The organism is Avibacterium sp. 20-126, assembly GCF_044358625.1.
Lineage (GTDB): Bacteria > Pseudomonadota > Gammaproteobacteria > Enterobacterales > Pasteurellaceae > Avibacterium.
Window position 1 is genome coordinate 975,001 of the sequence record NZ_CP091457.1, and the last position, 18,260, is coordinate 993,260.

The 18,260-nt window shown below is 41.5% G+C and carries 17 protein-coding genes and 2 rRNA genes (1 of these 19 running past the window's edge); 8 read left to right on the forward strand and 11 right to left on the reverse strand.

What is annotated here, in order from left to right:
• A 23S ribosomal RNA gene (locus L4F91_RS04500) occupies nt 1-1,983 on the forward strand; it begins 916 nt to the left of the window's first position.
• 113 nt (nt 1,984-2,096) lie between these two features.
• A 5S ribosomal RNA gene (gene rrf, locus L4F91_RS04505) occupies nt 2,097-2,212 on the forward strand.
• Nucleotides 2,213-2,424: 212 nt separating this feature from the next.
• On the opposite strand, the gene L4F91_RS04510 is transcribed toward rrf, so the two are convergent.
• Both L4F91_RS04510 and L4F91_RS04515 read right to left on the reverse strand, forming a co-directional pair.
• The gene (locus L4F91_RS04510) at nt 2,425-2,688 is read right to left on the reverse strand and encodes a lipopolysaccharide kinase InaA family protein (protein WP_395897536.1); all 264 of its coding nucleotides are present in this window, start codon (nt 2,686-2,688) and stop codon (nt 2,425-2,427) included.
• Between the two features lie 163 nt (nt 2,689-2,851).
• Nucleotides 2,852-3,001 (reverse strand): hypothetical protein, encoded by a 150-nt coding sequence (locus L4F91_RS04515; protein ID WP_395897538.1) that lies wholly within the window; start codon nt 2,999-3,001, stop codon nt 2,852-2,854.
• A gap of 101 nt (nt 3,002-3,102) precedes the next feature.
• Here L4F91_RS04515 and L4F91_RS04520 point away from each other — a divergent pair, with 101 nt between their 5' ends.
• The 3 genes from L4F91_RS04520 to L4F91_RS04530 all read left to right on the forward strand — a co-directional run bounded on the left by L4F91_RS04520 (nt 3,103) and on the right by L4F91_RS04530 (nt 4,838).
• The gene (locus tag L4F91_RS04520) at nt 3,103-3,984 is read left to right on the forward strand and encodes a phage minor head protein (RefSeq protein WP_395897540.1); all 882 of its coding nucleotides are present in this window, start codon (nt 3,103-3,105) and stop codon (nt 3,982-3,984) included.
• 135 nt (nt 3,985-4,119) lie between these two features.
• Nucleotides 4,120-4,347: a hypothetical protein gene (locus tag L4F91_RS04525; RefSeq protein ID WP_330935195.1), complete on the forward strand. Its 228-nt coding sequence runs from the start codon at nt 4,120-4,122 to the stop codon at nt 4,345-4,347.
• 5 nt (nt 4,348-4,352) lie between these two features.
• On the forward strand, nt 4,353-4,838 hold the full coding sequence (locus tag L4F91_RS04530; protein WP_395897542.1) for a phage virion morphogenesis protein: 486 nt from the start codon (nt 4,353-4,355) through the stop codon (nt 4,836-4,838).
• A gap of 456 nt (nt 4,839-5,294) precedes the next feature.
• On the opposite strand, the gene treC is transcribed toward L4F91_RS04530, so the two are convergent.
• The 6 genes from treC to dksA form a co-directional block, all read right to left on the reverse strand.
• Nucleotides 5,295-6,974 carry an alpha,alpha-phosphotrehalase gene (treC, locus tag L4F91_RS04535; protein ID WP_395897544.1) on the reverse strand — a complete coding sequence of 560 codons (1,680 nt, stop codon included), beginning with the start codon at nt 6,972-6,974 and terminating at the stop codon, nt 5,295-5,297.
• Nucleotides 6,975-6,987: 13 nt separating this feature from the next.
• A complete protein-coding gene (gene treB / locus L4F91_RS04540) occupies nt 6,988-8,406 on the reverse strand; it encodes a PTS trehalose transporter subunit IIBC (RefSeq protein ID WP_395897546.1) in 1,419 nt (472 codons plus the stop codon).
• A 288-nt stretch (nt 8,407-8,694) separates the two neighbouring features.
• Entirely contained in the window at nt 8,695-9,639 is a 945-nt protein-coding gene (treR, locus tag L4F91_RS04545) for a trehalose operon repressor TreR (protein WP_395897548.1), read from the reverse strand.
• A gap of 31 nt (nt 9,640-9,670) precedes the next feature.
• Nucleotides 9,671-10,165 (reverse strand): 2-amino-4-hydroxy-6-hydroxymethyldihydropteridine diphosphokinase, encoded by a 495-nt coding sequence (gene folK, locus L4F91_RS04550; RefSeq protein WP_250364471.1) that lies wholly within the window; start codon nt 10,163-10,165, stop codon nt 9,671-9,673.
• The gene (pcnB, locus tag L4F91_RS04555; protein WP_395897550.1) at nt 10,165-11,715 is read right to left on the reverse strand and encodes a polynucleotide adenylyltransferase PcnB; all 1,551 of its coding nucleotides are present in this window, start codon (nt 11,713-11,715) and stop codon (nt 10,165-10,167) included. The genes folK and pcnB overlap by 1 nt, the downstream gene beginning before the upstream one ends.
• Nucleotides 11,716-11,780: 65 nt before the next feature.
• The gene (gene dksA, locus L4F91_RS04560; RefSeq protein ID WP_250350415.1) at nt 11,781-12,218 is read right to left on the reverse strand and encodes an RNA polymerase-binding protein DksA; all 438 of its coding nucleotides are present in this window, start codon (nt 12,216-12,218) and stop codon (nt 11,781-11,783) included.
• 377 nt (nt 12,219-12,595) lie between these two features.
• On the opposite strand from dksA, the gene L4F91_RS04565 reads away from it, so the two are divergent.
• On the forward strand, nt 12,596-14,044 hold the full coding sequence (locus L4F91_RS04565) for an NAD-dependent succinate-semialdehyde dehydrogenase (RefSeq protein WP_395897553.1): 1,449 nt from the start codon (nt 12,596-12,598) through the stop codon (nt 14,042-14,044).
• A 42-nt stretch (nt 14,045-14,086) separates the two neighbouring features.
• Here L4F91_RS04565 and argA read toward each other — a convergent pair whose 3' ends face one another.
• Nucleotides 14,087-15,400 carry an amino-acid N-acetyltransferase gene (gene argA / locus L4F91_RS04570; protein WP_395897555.1) on the reverse strand — a complete coding sequence of 438 codons (1,314 nt, stop codon included), beginning with the start codon at nt 15,398-15,400 and terminating at the stop codon, nt 14,087-14,089.
• 120 nt (nt 15,401-15,520) lie between these two features.
• Nucleotides 15,521-15,784, reverse strand: coding sequence for a GrxA family glutaredoxin (locus tag L4F91_RS04575; RefSeq protein WP_395897557.1), 264 nt, complete (start codon nt 15,782-15,784; stop codon nt 15,521-15,523).
• A 199-nt stretch (nt 15,785-15,983) separates the two neighbouring features.
• Between L4F91_RS04575 and L4F91_RS04580 the strand changes: the two genes are divergently transcribed.
• Both L4F91_RS04580 and ycfP read left to right on the forward strand, forming a co-directional pair.
• Complete coding sequence (locus L4F91_RS04580) at nt 15,984-16,901, forward strand: RimK family alpha-L-glutamate ligase (RefSeq protein WP_395897559.1); 918 nt, start codon at nt 15,984-15,986, stop codon at nt 16,899-16,901.
• Nucleotides 16,902-17,011: 110 nt separating this feature from the next.
• Nucleotides 17,012-17,551, forward strand: a complete 540-nt coding sequence (gene ycfP, locus L4F91_RS04585; RefSeq protein ID WP_395897561.1) for an alpha/beta hydrolase YcfP — start codon at nt 17,012-17,014, stop codon at nt 17,549-17,551.
• A gap of 44 nt (nt 17,552-17,595) precedes the next feature.
• On the opposite strand, the gene L4F91_RS04590 is transcribed toward ycfP, so the two are convergent.
• Nucleotides 17,596-18,204 (reverse strand): hypothetical protein, encoded by a 609-nt coding sequence (locus tag L4F91_RS04590; RefSeq protein WP_395897563.1) that lies wholly within the window; start codon nt 18,202-18,204, stop codon nt 17,596-17,598.
• Nucleotides 18,205-18,260: the final 56 nt, after the last annotated feature.

The following is an 18,260-nucleotide window of genomic DNA, read 5'->3' on the forward strand; positions in this document are numbered from 1 at the left end:
ATACCAAAGAGTACTGCACAGGAGACACACGGCGGGTGCTAACGTCCGTCGTGGAGAGGGAAACAACCCAGACCGCCAGCTAAGGTCCCAAAATCTATATTAAGTGGGAAACGAAGTGGGAAGGCTTAGACAGCTAGGATGTTGGCTTAGAAGCAGCCACCATTTAAAGAAAGCGTAATAGCTCACTAGTCGAGTCGGCCTGCGCGGAAGATGTAACGGGGCTAAAATATAGTACCGAAGCTGCGGCATCAATCGAAAGATTGTTGGGTAGGGGAGCGTTGTGTAAGCGGAAGAAGGTGGTTCGAGAGGATTGCTGGACGTATCACAAGTGCGAATGCTGACATAAGTAACGATAAAACGGGTGAAAAACCCGTTCGCCGGAAGACCAAGGGTTCCTGTCCAACGTTAATCGGGGCAGGGTGAGTCGGCCCCTAAGGCGAGGCTGAAAAGCGTAGTCGATGGGAAACGGGTTAATATTCCCGTACTTGGTAAAGCTGCGATGTGGGGACGGAGAAGGTTAGGTTAGCGTACTGTTGGAGATGTACGTTTAAGTTGGTAGGTGGGTAGACTAGGCAAATCCGGTCTACTGTCAACACAGAGAGATGATGACGAGGCTCTAAGGAGCTGAAGTAACTGATACCACACTTCCAGGAAAAGCCACTAAGCTTCAGGCTTTACTAAACCGTACTGAAAACCGACACAGGTGGTCAGGTAGAGAATACTCAGGCGCTTGAGAGAACTCGGGTGAAGGAACTAGGCAAAATAGCACCGTAACTTCGGGAGAAGGTGCGCTGGCGTAGTGTGAAGTTCTTTGCGAATGGAGCATGAACCAGTCGAAGATACCAGCTGGCTGCAACTGTTTATTAAAAACACAGCACTCTGCAAACACGAAAGTGGACGTATAGGGTGTGATGCCTGCCCGGTGCTGGAAGGTTAATTGATGGTGTAATCGAAAGAGAAGCTCCTGATCGAAGCCCCAGTAAACGGCGGCCGTAACTATAACGGTCCTAAGGTAGCGAAATTCCTTGTCGGGTAAGTTCCGACCTGCACGAATGGCATAATGATGGCCAGGCTGTCTCCACCCGAGACTCAGTGAAATTGAAATCGCCGTGAAGATGCGGTGTACCCGCGGCTAGACGGAAAGACCCCGTGAACCTTTACTATAGCTTGACACTGAACCTTGAATTTTGATGTGTAGGATAGGTGGGAGACTATGAAGCGGTAACGCCAGTTATCGTGGAGTCGTTGTTGAAATACCACCCTTTAACGTTTGATGTTCTAACGAAGCGCCTGAAACGGGTGTTCGGACAGTGTCTGGTGGGTAGTTTGACTGGGGCGGTCTCCTCCCAAAGCGTAACGGAGGAGCACGAAGGTTTGCTAATGACGGTCGGACATCGTCAGGTTAGTGCAATGGTATAAGCAAGCTTAACTGCGAGACAGACAAGTCGAGCAGGTGCGAAAGCAGGTCATAGTGATCCGGTGGTTCTGAATGGAAGGGCCATCGCTCAACGGATAAAAGGTACTCCGGGGATAACAGGCTGATACCGCCCAAGAGTTCATATCGACGGCGGTGTTTGGCACCTCGATGTCGGCTCATCACATCCTGGGGCTGAAGTAGGTCCCAAGGGTATGGCTGTTCGCCATTTAAAGTGGTACGCGAGCTGGGTTTAGAACGTCGTGAGACAGTTCGGTCCCTATCTGCCGTGGGCGTTGGAGAATTGAGAGGGGCTGCTCCTAGTACGAGAGGACCGGAGTGGACGCATCACTGGTGTACCAGTTGTCTCGCCAGAGGCACTGCTGGGTAGCTAAATGCGGAAGAGATAAGTGCTGAAAGCATCTAAGCACGAAACTTGCCTTAAGATGAGTTCTCCCCGACTTTAAGTTGGTAAGGGTTGTTTGAGACTAAGACGTAGATAGGCTGGGTGTGTAAGCGATGTGAGTTGTTGAGCTAACCAGTACTAATTGCCCGAGAGGCTTAACTATACAACACTCAAGGGTTTTGGCTTGTTTTTGATTGAAAGAGTAGAGATTTTAGAGCGTAAGGCTTTGAAGTCTGTAGATAAGAGAGATAAGCTTTAGATAAGCGAAAGAATTATCTTGGCGGCGTTAGTGCAGTGGACCCACCTAAATCCATGCCGAACTTAGAAGTGAAACGCTGTAACGCCGATGGTAGTGTGGGAGTTTCCCATGTGAGAGTAGGGCACCGCCAGGTTTTGAATGAGAGAAGAACGCCATTGAGGGAACTCAGTGGCGTTTTTCTATTTTGGTAGGGAGGAGGGATATTTTCACTCTATTACTCAAAAGATAAAAGAGGCTTGAAATCTAAGTAGGTTATTAAATTTTTAAAATTCACTTTTTGCAAAGTCAAATAAAAATTTCTATTTTTATTCAAAATAAGAGAAAAGGATTTATATATCTGCTAAATTATTTACGATATCCAACTAAAATTTCATTCCAATCAGGCTGAGTAAATTGAATTGCCAGTTTATTTCCCTTTTTATTAAAAGAGCGGTGTAATTTAGTTAGATTTTGGGCTTTCCAACTATTACTCGATTTTTCTGTGCATTTATCGAAATCTAAGAGCCAATATTTTTGTTCTGGCGTGGCGAAATGTTGTACTAAAATAGTATGGGTGTTGAGGTTGGTGTAGCAAATTTGTCGGTCATGTAATTGACGGATTAGTTGCAATACTCATTCAAACCCTGCTTCAAATAAACACCTATCCATCGTAGCTGAATAAATCGTGAATGTAATTAAGCTATTTTGCTCTTTGATTTGAGCTGCAACAGATGATGTGCGTAGGTATCGTTTAGCACTTATTAGGGCATAAAAGAGCGGTAATAAAAGGTATCTAATCCTGTTTCATCAATAAAACGGCTTGATGTTCATCGTATTGTTCCAGTGTATGTTGATAAGCGGCTACTTGCTCTGGTTTTTGCTCTCCTTTATAGCGGGCTGTCTTTTTTACGCGTAATACCCAAAATTCACTCAAATAAGTCATATTTGAGTGTTATTTTAAGTGCGGTGCTTTTTTGTTAATTATTTATTCGACAAAATCATTGCTCTTTTGAGGATGAATATTTTGCTCAGTGGTATCAACAAATGCGAGATAATGTAGATAACCGCCCTTATCGGCAATATAGTGCCGTCAATGATGATCGCACCTGCCCAAGTCATAGCGCAATGAATGGTTTAGTGTATGCCTATGATGATCCATTCTGGCACACCTTTTACCCGCCTAATGGCTTTAATTGCCGTTGTACGGTGATTGCCCTTGCCGAGCGGGATATTAAGCGGCGTAATTTAACCGTGAGCCAAAGCGAAGGGCGATTGGTGGAATATGAGCGTAAAATTAACCAACGAGAAACCGAGAAAACCACGGCGTTTAAGGTCAATGAAGATCGTTGGGTGATTACCGACCGTGGCTTTGATTACAACGTGGGGCGCACAAGTTATAAACCCAATTTAGACCTGTACCCCGAAAAACTCGCTCACCAATTTGCCAAACGGGAAATGAGTGGTACTGGCTTTAAATGGGATTTTAAGCAATTTGAAAAAGAGTTTAATACCGCTAAACAGGCATTAAAATTAGGTGATAAACCGAATAGCACGCAACTGACTGCCATCCGTAACCAGCTACGCCGTGAATATAAATTTACTGCTGGGGTGCTAAATGCAGAAGATAAAGCCAAACTTGCTAGCCAAACCGCAACCGTGTGGCTGTCTGATGATACCTTGATTAAGCAGTTTAGTAGTCGTGAGGGGCAAAACTTTGAGGCGGAAGAATATGCCGTATTGCCTGAGTTGATTTATGAGCCTGATATGCTTTTGCCTACAAGAGAAAAGCATTTCCAGTTTTTTAAACAAATTAAAGGTCATAGATATACTGTGGTTTTGAAAGTATTGGAAAATGAGGTCTTTGTGCAATCATTCAGAAAAATGAGTGAGAAACAGTGGGATAAGGCATTGAAAGATAGCCACTAGGCAGGGCTCGAACCCACTGCACACAATCCCCGGTACTCTTTCAACCGTTCGTCCGCGATCTTCGAGATTCATCGCTTTTCTAGTGGCTGTGTTGAATATACCCCTTTTTATTTTTAATGACAATAGGAAAGAAAAATGAAACATCTATTAAATAGTGAAAATATACTAGATTGCTTGCCTGCATATCTTACTGGAGATGAAAAATCCGAAATTAGAGAAGCATTGTTGCAAAATCTTGGTAAGAGTGAAAATATGAAAGAAGGATTAGTAATGTATTTAGAATGCCTTAAATATATTAACGAATACCCTGATGACGGAAAAACCTTTAAATTTGGTCATATACCACTACCAACCAGAAAATAGATAAGATGATCGAAATAAAAATCAACAACGAAAAAGAAGTGTTTGAGCTATTGGAACGCTTAAGTCAAGGTGTGCGTTATAACGCCCCTTTAATGCGTACCCTTGCAGGCACGATGCAATCGGCGGTAGATCAAAACTTTCAGGCAGGTGGTCGCCCTAAATGGCTGGGGGTAAAATCTCGCCCAAATGGTTCGCCCTTGATTGATAGCGGTGCGTTGCGCAATAGCATTCGAGCCAGTTGGGATAATGATGAGGCTATTGTTGGCACGAATTTAGCTTATGCCGCTATTCATCAATTTGGCGGCAAAACCAAGCCCCATAAGATTAAGCCTGTAACCAAAAAAGCCTTGAGCTTTGGGGGCATTGTGCGAAAATCCGTTAATCACCCGGGGAGCAATATCCCAGCTCGTCCATTTCTGGTTTTAACCCCACAAGACGAGGCGGATATTTTAGAGGACGTACAAGACTATTTTCAGCGTTTGATAAAATAATGCTATTTAGCCCCTAAATCGCACGCTGTGCGATTTTTTCTTTTATGGGTAAAAAATTATCATTCCAAAATTTTTAAAACAAATTAAAGCGATTTAAAACGGTTTTAAAATGGCTTTGCTACTCTCTTTACCTTTTTATTTATTCTTTGCACTTAAATCTGTGCTGAACGCCAACACTTCTTTTCTCCTTTCTCTTTCTCGTTATGCTTGTCTTCATTGGATGAATGAGGACTTTTTAGGAAATTAGACTTATAACTGAGTGATAACGAAGAAAGTTTGAATATCTGCGCATACCATTTGTAATGAATAGCTCAGTTAAGTAGCAAAAAATGAAGTAAGTTACGAAGAAACGACAATGCGAGAAAGTGGATTTAAATACAAAATAAATGTTCTAAAAATGCTCTGCACTTCAGATATCAAGCACAGAGCAAAGATCGGTGGTTTTTCTACAAATTTTTATTTTTGATAGAAATACAGTCCTTGGAACGGTTCAAGTGTGAACTGGCTTGTTACTTGAGGTTCAGTTGCCTGAATATGGCTGTTTTCAAGTAATGTCCATTGTTGGTTTGCCAAGTTTCCCGGCAGTTTAATGTGTTGTGGCTCGTTACTTAAATTGGCTAAAACTAACAATTTTTCATCCGCACTTTCACGCAAATAAGTCCATAGGTTTGGTGAAGTTGGATTGAGATCTTGGTAGTTCCCCTCAATGAAAATTGGATATTGTTTGCGTAAGGCGATTAAGCGTTGATAAGTATAAAATACCGATTGTTCATCAGCCAAAGCCTGTTCTACGTTAATCTCTGTTTGTCCAACACCAATCCAAGGCTCAACTTGGCTGAACCCGCAGTAAGTGCCATTATTCCATTGCATTGGTGTGCGGCTATTATCGCGAGATTTTTGTGCCAGAATTTTTATTAATAGGTTTTCATCCATTCCTTGTTCACGCAGTTCAGCGAACATATTCAGGCTTTCTACATCACGATATTGCTCAATTTTCGAGAAGTTTGGATTAATCATTCCAATTTCTTCACCTTGATAAATATAAGGCGTGCCTTCCATTCCGTGTAATACCATTGCTAGCATTTTGGCTGATTGTTGATGCCATTTGCCTTCATCACCAAAACGCGAAACAATGCGTGGTTGATCGTGGTTACACCAAAATAGTGCATTCCACGCTTTGCCGTGCATTCCTTGTTGCCAATAATTAAAAATTTGTTTTAATTCCACAAAATCAGGTTTGGCGAGTGTCCATTTTTCACCATTTGGATAATCCACTTTCAAATGATGGAAATTAAAGGTCATTGATAATTCTGAACCTTGCTGATTGGCATATTGCTGACAATGCTCAAGGCGGGTGGAGGACATTTCACCCACTGTCATTAAGTTACGAGGTTGGAACACTTCGCGGCTTAATTCTTGCATAAATTCGTGGATGCGTGGACCATCGGTATAGAAACGACGTCCATCACCTTGATTATCATTAGGAAAATCTTGTTGCTTGGAAACCAGATTAATGACATCTAAACGTAACCCATCTACACCTTTGTCTGCCCAAAAATGACAAATTTTTTGTAATTCTGACCGCACTTGTGGATTTTCCCAATTCAGATCTGCTTGCTCTGTGGCGAAAAGGTGTAAATAATGTTTGCCCACGCGTTCATTCCATTTCCATGCGTTGCCACCAAATTTAGAACGCCAGTTATTTGGTGGGGTAGTGGCATCATCCCCTCGCCAAATATAAAATTGGTGATAAGGGCTTTGTGGATCTTGTGCCGCTTTGAACCATTGATGTTCCGTTGAAGTGTGATTAAACACCATATCCATAATAATACGGATATGACGTTGATGCGCTTGAAAAACCAGTTGCTCAAAATCTTGCATTGTGCCGTAAATGGGATCGATGGCACAATAATCTGCCACATCATAGCCATTATCTACTTGAGGCGACACATAAATTGGCGTGATCCAAATGGCATCTATACCCAGTTTTTGTAAATAATCTAAGCGCTGAATAATGCCTTGTAAATCACCAATGCCATTGCCGGTAGTATCTTGGAAACTTTTTGGATAAATTTGATAAATTACGCCGTTTTTCCACCATTGAAGGTGAGAAAGTGCGGTATTTTTTTCTATCATTTTTGCCTCACTGTTATTGTGGAAGTGTGCCATTGGCAGCACGACGTTTATACACGATCATTGTTAAAATGAGTGGCACAACCACGGCAACCACCATCGCAAAGGCAAACACACCCCAGAATGGTAATTGAATGGAAAGAATGCCAGGTAAACCACCCACACCAATACTGTTTGCCAGCACGCCATTTAAGCCACAAATTAGACCTGCGCAAGCTGAGCCGATCATTGCACAAAGCATAGGGAAACGGTATTTCAAGTTGATCCCATACATTGCAGGCTCGGTAACACCTAGGTAAGCAGAAATGGTTGCTGGCACAGAAATTTCACGTTCATTGGCTTTTTTGCTTACAATTACAATGGCTAACACCGCAGATGCTTGTGCGATATTTGAAAGGGCAATCATTGGCCATACGGGCGTGCCTCCAATATTTTGAATCATTTGCATATCAATGGCGAGGGTCGTTTGATGAACCCCCGTGATAACTAATGGAGCATAAAGAAAGCCAAATAACGTTGCACCGATTGGCGCGAAACTGCCTGTTAATCCTGCGCGGACGACATAAGCCACGCCATTACCGATTTCACGACCAATAGGGCCGATAATAGAATGCGCAAGGAATACGGTGATAATTAACGAGGTAACAGGCACAATCACTAAATTCAATGAAGCTGGCACAATGCGACGTAAGCGCGTTTCGATCCAGCCTAAGGCTAACCCCGCCATAATTGATGGAATAACTTGCGCTTGGTAACCCACTTTATCAATAGCGAACCAACCGAAATCCCACATTTCAGGAATTTTTGAGCCAAGTTCGTAAGAATTCATTAATTGTGGTGAAACCAAGGTTACCCCAAGCACGATCCCCAAAATGGGTGAGCCTCCCATTTTTTTTACGGTGGACCAACAAATTCCCACTGGTAAATAGAAGAAAATCGCCTCACCAATTAACCATAGGAAAGAATGGATAGTTGCCCACATTGGGTGTGTTTGCACCAAGGTTTTGCCGTCAAACATTGGAATATCCCCAATTACATTGCGGAAACCTAAAATCAACCCTCCGCTAATTAAGGCAGGTAAAAGAGGAATAAAGATCTCCGCAAAATGTGAGATAAGTTGTTCATACCATTTCATATTTTGGCGTGCAGCGATTTTCGCTTGCTCTTTATTTGCCTCAGAAATTTGCGTTTGTTTGAGCAATTCTTGGTAATAAAGATCCACTTCAGGCCCAATCACCACTTGAAATTGCCCAGCATTGGTAAAGCACCCTTTCACCATAGGCAACGCTTCAATGCCTTTCACATCAGCAATTTCAGGTTGATTTAACACGAAACGTAAACGCGTGATGCAATGGGTCGCTGTGGCAATATTCTCTTTCCCACCAATTAACTGGATTAATTGGGTAATATATTGAGGATGAATTTTCTTTGCCATAATTTTTCCTTTCGTCTAAAAAATGTTCGTGTGTATCTTACGTATTTTTATTTTTCTCTCAATGGGAACGTTCCCAATTTGTGATCTAAATCACAGATTTAGATGCAACGAAGGGGAATTAATGAATGAAACGGAGATTGAATACGCCAAATAGCGTGAAAATGCACTGTTTTAACCTTTTCTTTCGTATCAATTTGGCTATTGTTCATCTTGATCGTCTGTATTTCATTGTAATAAAAAGACATTATTTTACGGAAAAATGAGATATGGCAAATAGCGTAAAAAGATCTAAACCAACCCACAATCAATGCAATTCGCCTTAATTTCTTTGTGTTCCAGTAAATGAAAGAGTTGTTTGACTGCTTGTTTACCGGCAGTAGTAAAGCCGAGATCGACACTCAAAGTTTGAGGGAAGAGAAATCGTAATAGCGGATTGTTACCGATGCCAGCTACGCGAATGTGAGTAATTTGGTGTTCTTGCAACCATTTGACTACTCCGATTGCCAAGGTGTCGGTGGCACAGACAATGGCAGAAATTTGCGAAAAATCCACCGCACTTGCTAATTGATAAGCACTGTCATAGCTTAGCTCACCTAGCACGGCATAAGGTGAAAGCTGATGAGCTTGACAAAAGCGAAGATAGGCTTGATGGCGCAAGTAACCTGTCGTCATATCGCTTTCTTGTACACCAAGATAAGCGATTTTTTGATGACCTTGTTGATGCAAGGTTTCAAGTAACAGGGTTACGGCACGTTGTTCATCATAGTACACACAAGAAAATTGCACATAATGGCGTGCAATAACCACTAATTTTTTTTCCCAACCTTGCAGATCTTGTTCTTCTAAACCTGAAAACGCAAACAAAATGACACCATCAACACGGCGTTGTTGAAAGAAGTTGAGATGTTCCTGCAAACGGTGCATTTCCATTTGGCTTTCTACAATAATGGGTTCACAGTTCGCCGCATAGAGTAGAGGGAGCATTGCGGAAAGGGCTTGGTTTTCCGCATTAGACGTTAAACGCGTGACAATAATGCCGATCATTGGGTTGCCTTGCCCACGCATCGCCCGTGCAGATTGCGAAGGGGTAAAGTTATGTGCTTGAATAATCGCTTGAATTTTCTCGCGTGTTTCCGTACTCACGTTGCTATCTTGGTTTAATACGCGAGAAACTGTTGATTTTCCTACGCCAGCTAAGGCAGCAATATCTTTAATCGTGAGTTTTTTTGCCATTATTCAATCCTATGCAGAGAAGGCGCTCTTTTTAAAGTGCGGTGCTTTTTTGCCGTATTTTCATTTCGTGATTACTGAAACCTTGTACGAGATCTACGATTTTTTTACCATCAGGCAAGATTAAATTAGGGGCAATATCATACAATGGCACGATAACAAATTCGCGATTCTGCATATCATAATGTGGGATCGTTAAGCGTTCAGATTGAATGATGTCGTCTCCGTAAAGCAGAATATCTAAATCTAAGGTGCGTTCACCCCAACGGCGTAAACGGACACGCCCTTGTTCTTGCTCAATACGTTGCAGCTCATCAAGTAATGCTAATGGGGATAATGCAGTGGCTAGGCAGGCTACCGCATTGACATAATCAGGTTGATCTTGTGGCCCTAAAGGCTTGCTTTGATAAAAATGGCTGACGCGCATTAATTGTGAGTGAGGCAGTTGCCCTAACGCGTGCAGTGCGTTTTCTAATTGTTGCACTGGGGTAGCTAAATTACTGCCTAAAGCGATATAAACCTGTTTCATTATATAACTTGCTCTTTCTGGGTTTTACGTCTTCTTGGACGATAACGTTTTTTCTTTGCGATTGGATGACGTTTTTGATGCGCTTTCAGCAACTCGTTACGTTGTGCGTCATTACTAAATTGATATTCGTGCCACCAAGTTGCCAATTCAATGGATTCCCCCCCTTCCACTTGTGCGCGCATTGCGAGCAAATCAAAGGCTGCGCGGAATTTAGGGTGCGCCATTACACGTATTGGGGCGTTACCATTACGTTTGAGCAATTGTAATTGTAAGAACCAAATATCACGAATCACCCCAGTATGGCGGCGCGGTGCAGCAAGGCTTGTGCAAAGCTGATCAAGAATGTCGTTGCTGGCTAAGGCGTAGGCATCGTGGTTATTTAAGCCACCTTCATTTTTCAGCATTTCCACTTTTTCTCTTAATGGATACCAGAAAAAGCAGGCAAATAAAAAGGCGGGGTTAATGCGTAATTTATCGGCAATGCGTTCATCGGTAGAGGTGAGCGCAGTCAAAATCATTCGCTCTGCAAAGCTATCTTGCTTTTCAGTGAAATAAGGCATTAGCGTTGGGAAAAGCTGATCAAACAAGGTGTATTGGCGCAGTAGATGATAGGTTTTTACGCCATTACCTGTTTGTAAGAGTTTTTGTGCCTCATCGTATAAGCGAGCTGGCGGAATATTGCGTAATAGGTGTGCCATTTGTTTGATTGGCGCTTCTGTCGGCTTTTCTAAAAACATATCCAATTTTGCTATAAAGCGAATGGCACGCAACATACGCACAGGATCTTCTTGATAGCGAATGACGGGATCACCAATTAAACGTAATTTGCCCGCTTTAATATCTTCAATGCCGTTGTAGAAATCACGCAGCGTGTTATCTTGCGGATTATAATAAAGGGCATTTACGCTGAAATCACGGCGTTCCGCATCTTGTTCTAGCGTGCCGTACACATTATCACGCAGTAACATTCCTTCATCGCTTTGCTTAGATTGGCGTTCGTTATTATGTTCAGAATGGCTAGCACGGAAAGTGGCGACTTCGATAATATCACGTCCAAACATCACGTGTGCCAAGCGAAAACGGCGACCGATCAAACGGCATTGGCGTTGAAAAATGGCTTGAATTTGTTCTGGACGGGCATTGGTTGCCACATCAAAATCTTTGGGTTTTTTATCCAGTAACAAATCTCGCAAACAGCCGCCTACCACATAGGCTTCATAACCGTGACGTTGTAATTTTTGTACCACCGTAAGTGCATTTTTACTGATCATTCTCGGTTGAATACCATATTGTGACGCATTTATAATATGTTTTTGAGAGCGATGAGCTGTTTTGCCTTGTGGTTTTTTTTCTCGCGGCGTGGCATTTTCTACTAAAGCCACAGCAGGTCTAGCTTTGCTAGGGCTGGCTTTAATCTGTTTTTTATTTGCTCGTTTATGGGAAATTTTTTTCGAGCTCGTTTCTTGTGTTGCATTATCTGTTTTCTTTTTAAACAGATTTTTAATTAAGGTTAAAATAGCGAACCCCTTGCTTAAAAAGCGAAATGACATTAATCAAAAGTGCGGTGAAAAATTACCGCACTTTGTAACTTAATAAACCTCTTTATGTCGGCGCATTAGCCGATCATCTGTTTCTCACGAATTTCAGATAAGGTTTTACAATCAATGCAAAGATCGGCGGTTGGGCGAGCCTCTAAGCGGCGAATACCAATTTCAATACCGCAGGAATCACAATAGCCGAAATCGCCACTGTCGATTTTTTTCAGTGTATGTTCAATTTTTTTCATTAATTTACGTTCACGATCGCGATTGCGTAATTCTAAGCTAAATTCCTCTTCCTGCGTGGCGCGATCTGCGGGATCAGGGAAGTTTGATGCTTCATCTTGCATATAAGCCACAGTGCGTGAGGTTTCTTCTTGAATTTGTGCGTGCCACGCTTCAAGGATTTTTCTAAAGTGAAGAATTTGATCATCATTCATATATTCTTCACCTTCTTTTGGTTGATAAGGCTCCACTCCGGCTAACGCTAATAAACTTAAAGAGGATTGAGTCATTGGTATCTCCTAATAGTAATTCATCCATTTTAACTTAGTATAACTGACCTCATTATCACCGTAGGAATAGCAAAATTCAGCTATATTTTTGACCGCACTTTCGCGTTAAGTTAAGACTTTCTGAGGAGAGCCTATTTCCATCTCAAAATTAGGCTCTTTTTAAAGAGCGGTATAAATATCAGAACTTTGAGCAATTAGCAAATAAATTTACATAAGAAAAAATATTTTTACAAAATAAATCTCAATTTTGCGATCTAGCTAACAAAATGTAGACGTGCAAAATGACTGATTGCGAGGAAAACATAAAAAAAGACTAGACAAACTTTTAATTGCGCGAGTATCTTTTAAGCATCGTTTTTCAAAAAGAGAGAGACAAAATGCAAACATTTTCATTAATCAAAACAAAAGGCTATATTAATGGTGAATATGTCGAAAGTGCAAATGGGCAAACTTTTGCGGTGCTAAACCCAGCAACACAACAAGAAATTTGCCAAGTGGCCGATTTAGGTGTAGTAGAAACAGAACGTGCCATTTTAGCCGCGGAACAGGCACAGAAACAGTGGAAACAGACATTGCCGAAAGAGAGAGCGAAGATTTTAACCCATTGGTATGATTTGGTGTTGCAACATCAAGAAGCGCTTGCACAACTCATTAGTTTAGAACAAGGAAAACCGATTGCTGAAAGTCGTGGTGAAGTGCTTTATGGGGCAAGTTTTATCCAATGGTTTGCCGAAGAAGCAAAGCGAATTCAAGGGGATATGTTGCCGTCAGATAAAGGTCATCACCGTTTAATGGCAATAAAACAGCCTATTGGTGTGGTGGCTGCCATTACCCCTTGGAATTTTCCTAATGCTATGATTACCAGAAAAGCCACGCCTGCTTTGGCGGCTGGCTGTGCCGTGGTGCTAAAACCTGCACCTGAAACCCCATTATCTGCCTTAGCCCTCGCGGAATTAGCCAGCCAAGCGGGGTTGCCAAAAGGTTTGTTGAATGTCATTCCTACCACCCAAGCCGTAGAAGTTGGAAAAGTGCTTACAGCAAGCCCAATTATTCGCAAATTAACGTTCACCGGTTCAACCAAGGTGGGCAAACTATTAATGGCACAATCGGCGAGTACGGTGAAAAAATTATCCTTAGAACTGGGAGGCAATGCACCCGCTTTGGTATTTGATGATGCGGATTTAGACACTGCCGTGGAAGGTGTGTTTGCGTCTAAATTCCGTAATGCAGGTCAAACTTGTATTTGTACGAATCGCATTTATGTACAATCGGGAATTTATGCGGCATTTTTGCAAAAATTCAGCGAAAAAGTACAACAAATTACCTTGGGTAAAGCCAATGAACCTAATGTGACAATGGGGCCATTAATCCGCCAAAGTGCTGTGGATAAAGTACAACGTCACATTGATGATGCGTTACAAAAAGGGGCGAAACTTGTACTTGGCGGTAAACCTGCCAATCTTGGTGGCACATTTTTCCAACCCACGGTTTTAAAAGATGTTGACCAGACAATGTTAGTTGCCAAAGAAGAAACCTTTGCTCCTTTAGCACCAATTTTTAAGTTTGACACGGAAGAAGAGGGCATCGCAATGGCAAATGATACCGAATTTGGGCTAGCAGCTTACTTTTTCACACAAAATATTCATCGCATTTGGCGAGTATCAGAAGCCTTAGAATATGGCATCGTGGGCATTAATGAAGGATTGGTTACGAATGAATTTGCCCCATTTGGTGGAGTGAAAGAATCAGGTATTGGGCGAGAAGGTTCTCGTTATGGTATAGAAGAATTTTTAGAGCTAAAATACCTTTGTTTAGGCATAAAATAAAGTGCAAAAATAAGGGGCAAATGTTGCCCCTTTGTTGTGATGTTATGCCTCTAAATGTTGAATCAAAATCTTGGAACGACGCTGATAATTGTATTTTTCTCTTTTTTCTACGGGCAGATCTTCTACCTGAGCTAAGTAAAATCCTCGTTCTTGAAACCAATGTACTGTACGCGTGGTGAGAACAAATAATTTCTCAATTTGCTGTTCTTTTGCTCGTTTGTGAATGGCTTCTAATAAAATATCGCCGCGAGAAGAATTACGATAATCAGGGTGAACCGCAACGCACGCCATTTCTGCCATTTTTTCCTGTGGATAAATATTGAGTGCTGCGCAAGCAATGACTACACCATCACGATCAATAATGGTGTAATTTGCAATCTCCATTTCAAGTTGCTCACGAGAACGTTTAACCAAGATGCCTTGCTGTTCCAATGGGTGGATAAGCTCTAATAATGCGGGAATATCCGCCACGTTGGCAAGGCGAATATGTTCTGAATTTTCCATTGAAAGCTGCGTTCCCACACCATCTCGAGTAAACAGTTCTTGTAGCAATGAACCATCTTCTTCATAACTTAATAAATGAGAACGTTTCACCCCCGCACGACAAACCTCAATCGCCGCCTGCAAGAAGCGGGCTTGCGAGCTGTGATATTGATTTTGGGAAATCAATTGAGTTAAATATTTTTCTGCCTCTTGGGGTAACAAATCAGCAATGGTTTCTTGCTGATCATTTAAAATACCTTGTGTATTAGAAAACGCGATCAGTTTTTCTGCTTTAAGTTTGATTGCCAATTGTGTTGCGATTTCTTCAAAAGGTAAATTAAAGGTTTCCCCTGTTACAGAAGGGGCGATAGGACCGAGTAGCACAATGGATCCCTGATCGAGTTGTTGCTGAATTTTTTCACTATCAATACGACGAATTTTTCCACTGAGTTGATAATCAACCCCTTCATCTACGCCAATCGGTTGTGCCAAAATAACATTACTACTCACGACATTGATCACCGCTGAATGAGGTAAGCGTAAGGAAAGACGGGCGGCAATATCATAATTTAATTTACCTACTGCCTGTTTTACTATGTCAAGACTATGGGGATCGGTAATGCGAATATTTTTATGGTACGTTGGTGTAATGCCTTGTTGTTCAAGGAGATGATTAATTTGCAACCTTGCGCCAAACACAATAGCTAATTTAATGCCAAGGCTGTGGAGTAGGCTAATGTCATTGATAATATTGATGAAATTTGGGCTGGCAATGGTGTCGCCATCAAGCATAATCACAAAGGTTTTGCCTCTGTGCATATTTACATAGGGCGTGGATTGTCGAAACCACTGTACAAGTTCGGTGCTACGCATAACTTCCTTTTATAATTATTCATTTGTTTTGAATTTATATTCATTTTTGAAAATATGCAAGGGAAATTTTGCTGAGATAAAAAATGCGGTGAAATTTCACCGCACTTTGTTTTTTAGCAATTAGTTTACTATGTTGAATTGTTCTTTCATTAATGCCGCAAAATCGGTGTAACCGCCTATTGGTTTTTCATCAATGAAAATTTGTGGTACGGTTTCAACCGGTTTACCTACGGAAGCAGATAAATCAGCTTTGCTGATACCTTCTGCGATAATATCCACATAACGATAGTCAAAATCGTTTAAGGTTTCTTTTAATTTGTCAGCAAGCTCTTTTGCACGCACGCAATAAGGGCAACCGGGGCGACCAAAAATAACAACGAACATAATGATTTCCTTCTGTTGAGGCTAAGCACATTGGCTAGATAAAAATTCAATAGAGACAAAATGCTTAGCAAGATAAAAAATTGTGCAAATTGTACTGATTATGGCAAAAAGAATAAAGGAGTTTTTTGGCATTGTTGTAATTGGTGTAATATATCAACATTGCAATCTGATAACGTCTATCTTGTAAAAGTAGGGAAAAATGAACTTATTAATGTTATGCCGTGAGCCTCGTCTTTATAGCTGTCAGCGTTTGAAAGAGGCGGCTGAAAGTTGTGGACATCAAATAGATATTCTTGATCCAAACCGTTTTGTGCTAAAACTTAGCGAAAATACACCGCACTTTGAATTGTATTATCAGCCAAATCGCGACGTAGAACCTTATTTATTGCCCGATTATGATGGGGTGTTGCCGCGATTTGGGGCGACTAGCACGCAGATGGGCTGTGCGGTGTTGCAACATTTTCAGGCAAAAGGTGTCGCCTGTTTAAATGATGTTGAGCCTTTTTTAAACGCGAGAGAAAAGTGGCGGAGCTTGCAGATTTTAGTCCAGCAAGGTATTGCTGTTCCGCCTTCTTTGCTGGCGGGTAATGAAACGCAGGCTAAACAAAGCCTTGAACTTATCGGCTCACCAACGATTTTGAAAACCTTAAGTGGATCACAAGGCATTGGCGTGATTTTAGCGGAAAGCCAAAGTAGTGCCAGCAGTATTGTAGAAACGCTTAATCACTCTGGCGTTCCCGTCTTAATGCAGCAATTTATTCGCGAGGCACAAGGGGGTGATGTACGTTGTTTTGTGGTTGGGGGTAAGGTGATTGCGACAATGGAGCGTAAAGGGCAAGCGGGCGAGTTTCGCGCGAATATCCACCGTGGAGGAACAGGTGAACAAGTGTGGCTAAGTGAGCAAGAAAAACAAATTGCCCTGTCAGCTACCCAAGCTTTAGGCTTAGATGTGGCTGGAGTGGATTTAATTCGCTCACAGCAAGGTTTGTTAGTATTAGAGGTTAATGCTAGCCCGGGCTTAGAAATGATCGAAAAAACCAGCGGTTTGGATATTGCATTGCAAATGATTTTGCATTTGGAGCGAAAAAGCCAAGCCAGATCAAAAAATAATGAATAAATAGCAAGTGCGGTAGAAAAATCGCGTATTTTTTGTTTTAATAAAGCCGTTTTCTCGCAATTCTTGCGGTTTCTAACGGCATCCGCCCAATTTAACTAGGTGAGGTTTTTATGATTATTTATTTGCACGGTTTTGACTCTAATAGCCCGGGTAATCACGAAAAAATAATGCAGTTAAAATTTATTGATGACGATGTTCGATTCATCAATTACAGCACCTTACATCCACGTTATGATATGCAATTTTTACTCAATGAAGTGCATAAATTCGTGTCAGAAAGCAATGATAAAACCCCACTCATTTGCGGTGTTGGTCTTGGTGGTTATTGGGCGGAACGCATAGGCTTTTTATGTGGTATTAAGCAGGCAATTTTTAATCCGAATTTGTTTCCCTATGAAAATATGCAAGGCAGAATTGATCGCCCCGAAGAATATCAAGATATTGCAACAAAATGCGTTGAAAATTTCCGTTTAAAAAATAAAGGAAAATGCTTAGTATTTCTTGCTATGCAAGATGATGTGCTAGATGCGCAGCGTAGCGCGGAAACCCTTTCCCCTTTTTATGAGATCGTTTGGGATAAAAACGAAGGGCATAAATTCAAAAAAATTTCGCAACATTTACAACAAATTAAAGCCTTTAAAGCAGGATAAAAAATCGGGCGGATTGGAATTATCCGCCCGATTTTATTTGTTATCTAACTGTCTTCCTGTGTTTGTTGTTGAAATTCAAATTGTGGAGGAAGTTGGGGTTTTAATTCATCTTCATCAATTTTTTCGACATCTGGCGTATCCAGCAAGCGTTCTGCTTTGCTATGGGCGCTTTTTTCTTTACCTAATAGCTGTGGCAAAATTTTACCGTAACTGCCTTTTGGTGATAAAGCGCTGGTGATAAAAGCGCGGTTAAATGCATCACCAAATTCTTTGTCTAGCACGGTGTCGTTTAAAATAAAATAGCCCTTGTTTGGCAAGGCAATGTAGCTTAATACATCATTAGGGGAGAAATCAGGAAAGATTTTTTGCAATTCCGCGAGCCAATTATCCGTATTCCCTTCTATCTTGAGGGCGTTGATTTCTTTGATTAAACTAATGGCGAAACTTTTGCCTTCCACGGGCTTATCAAAATTGAACGAGAGCATTAACGGGCGTTGATTTTCTTGATAATGGCCAGTTTCAGAATAGAGGCTTAAGGTGTAAATTTGAAACGGCCCCCAGTTATAATCAGCATTGCCCACCATTTTCCAATCTGCCCAAAGGGCGCTGGAAAATAAGGTAGAAATTAAAAATGCGACAAGTTTCTTTTTCATTCTTTTTCCTGATAAATTGCTAGTGGCGATTATAGCAAGTTTTTTATTTTCGACAG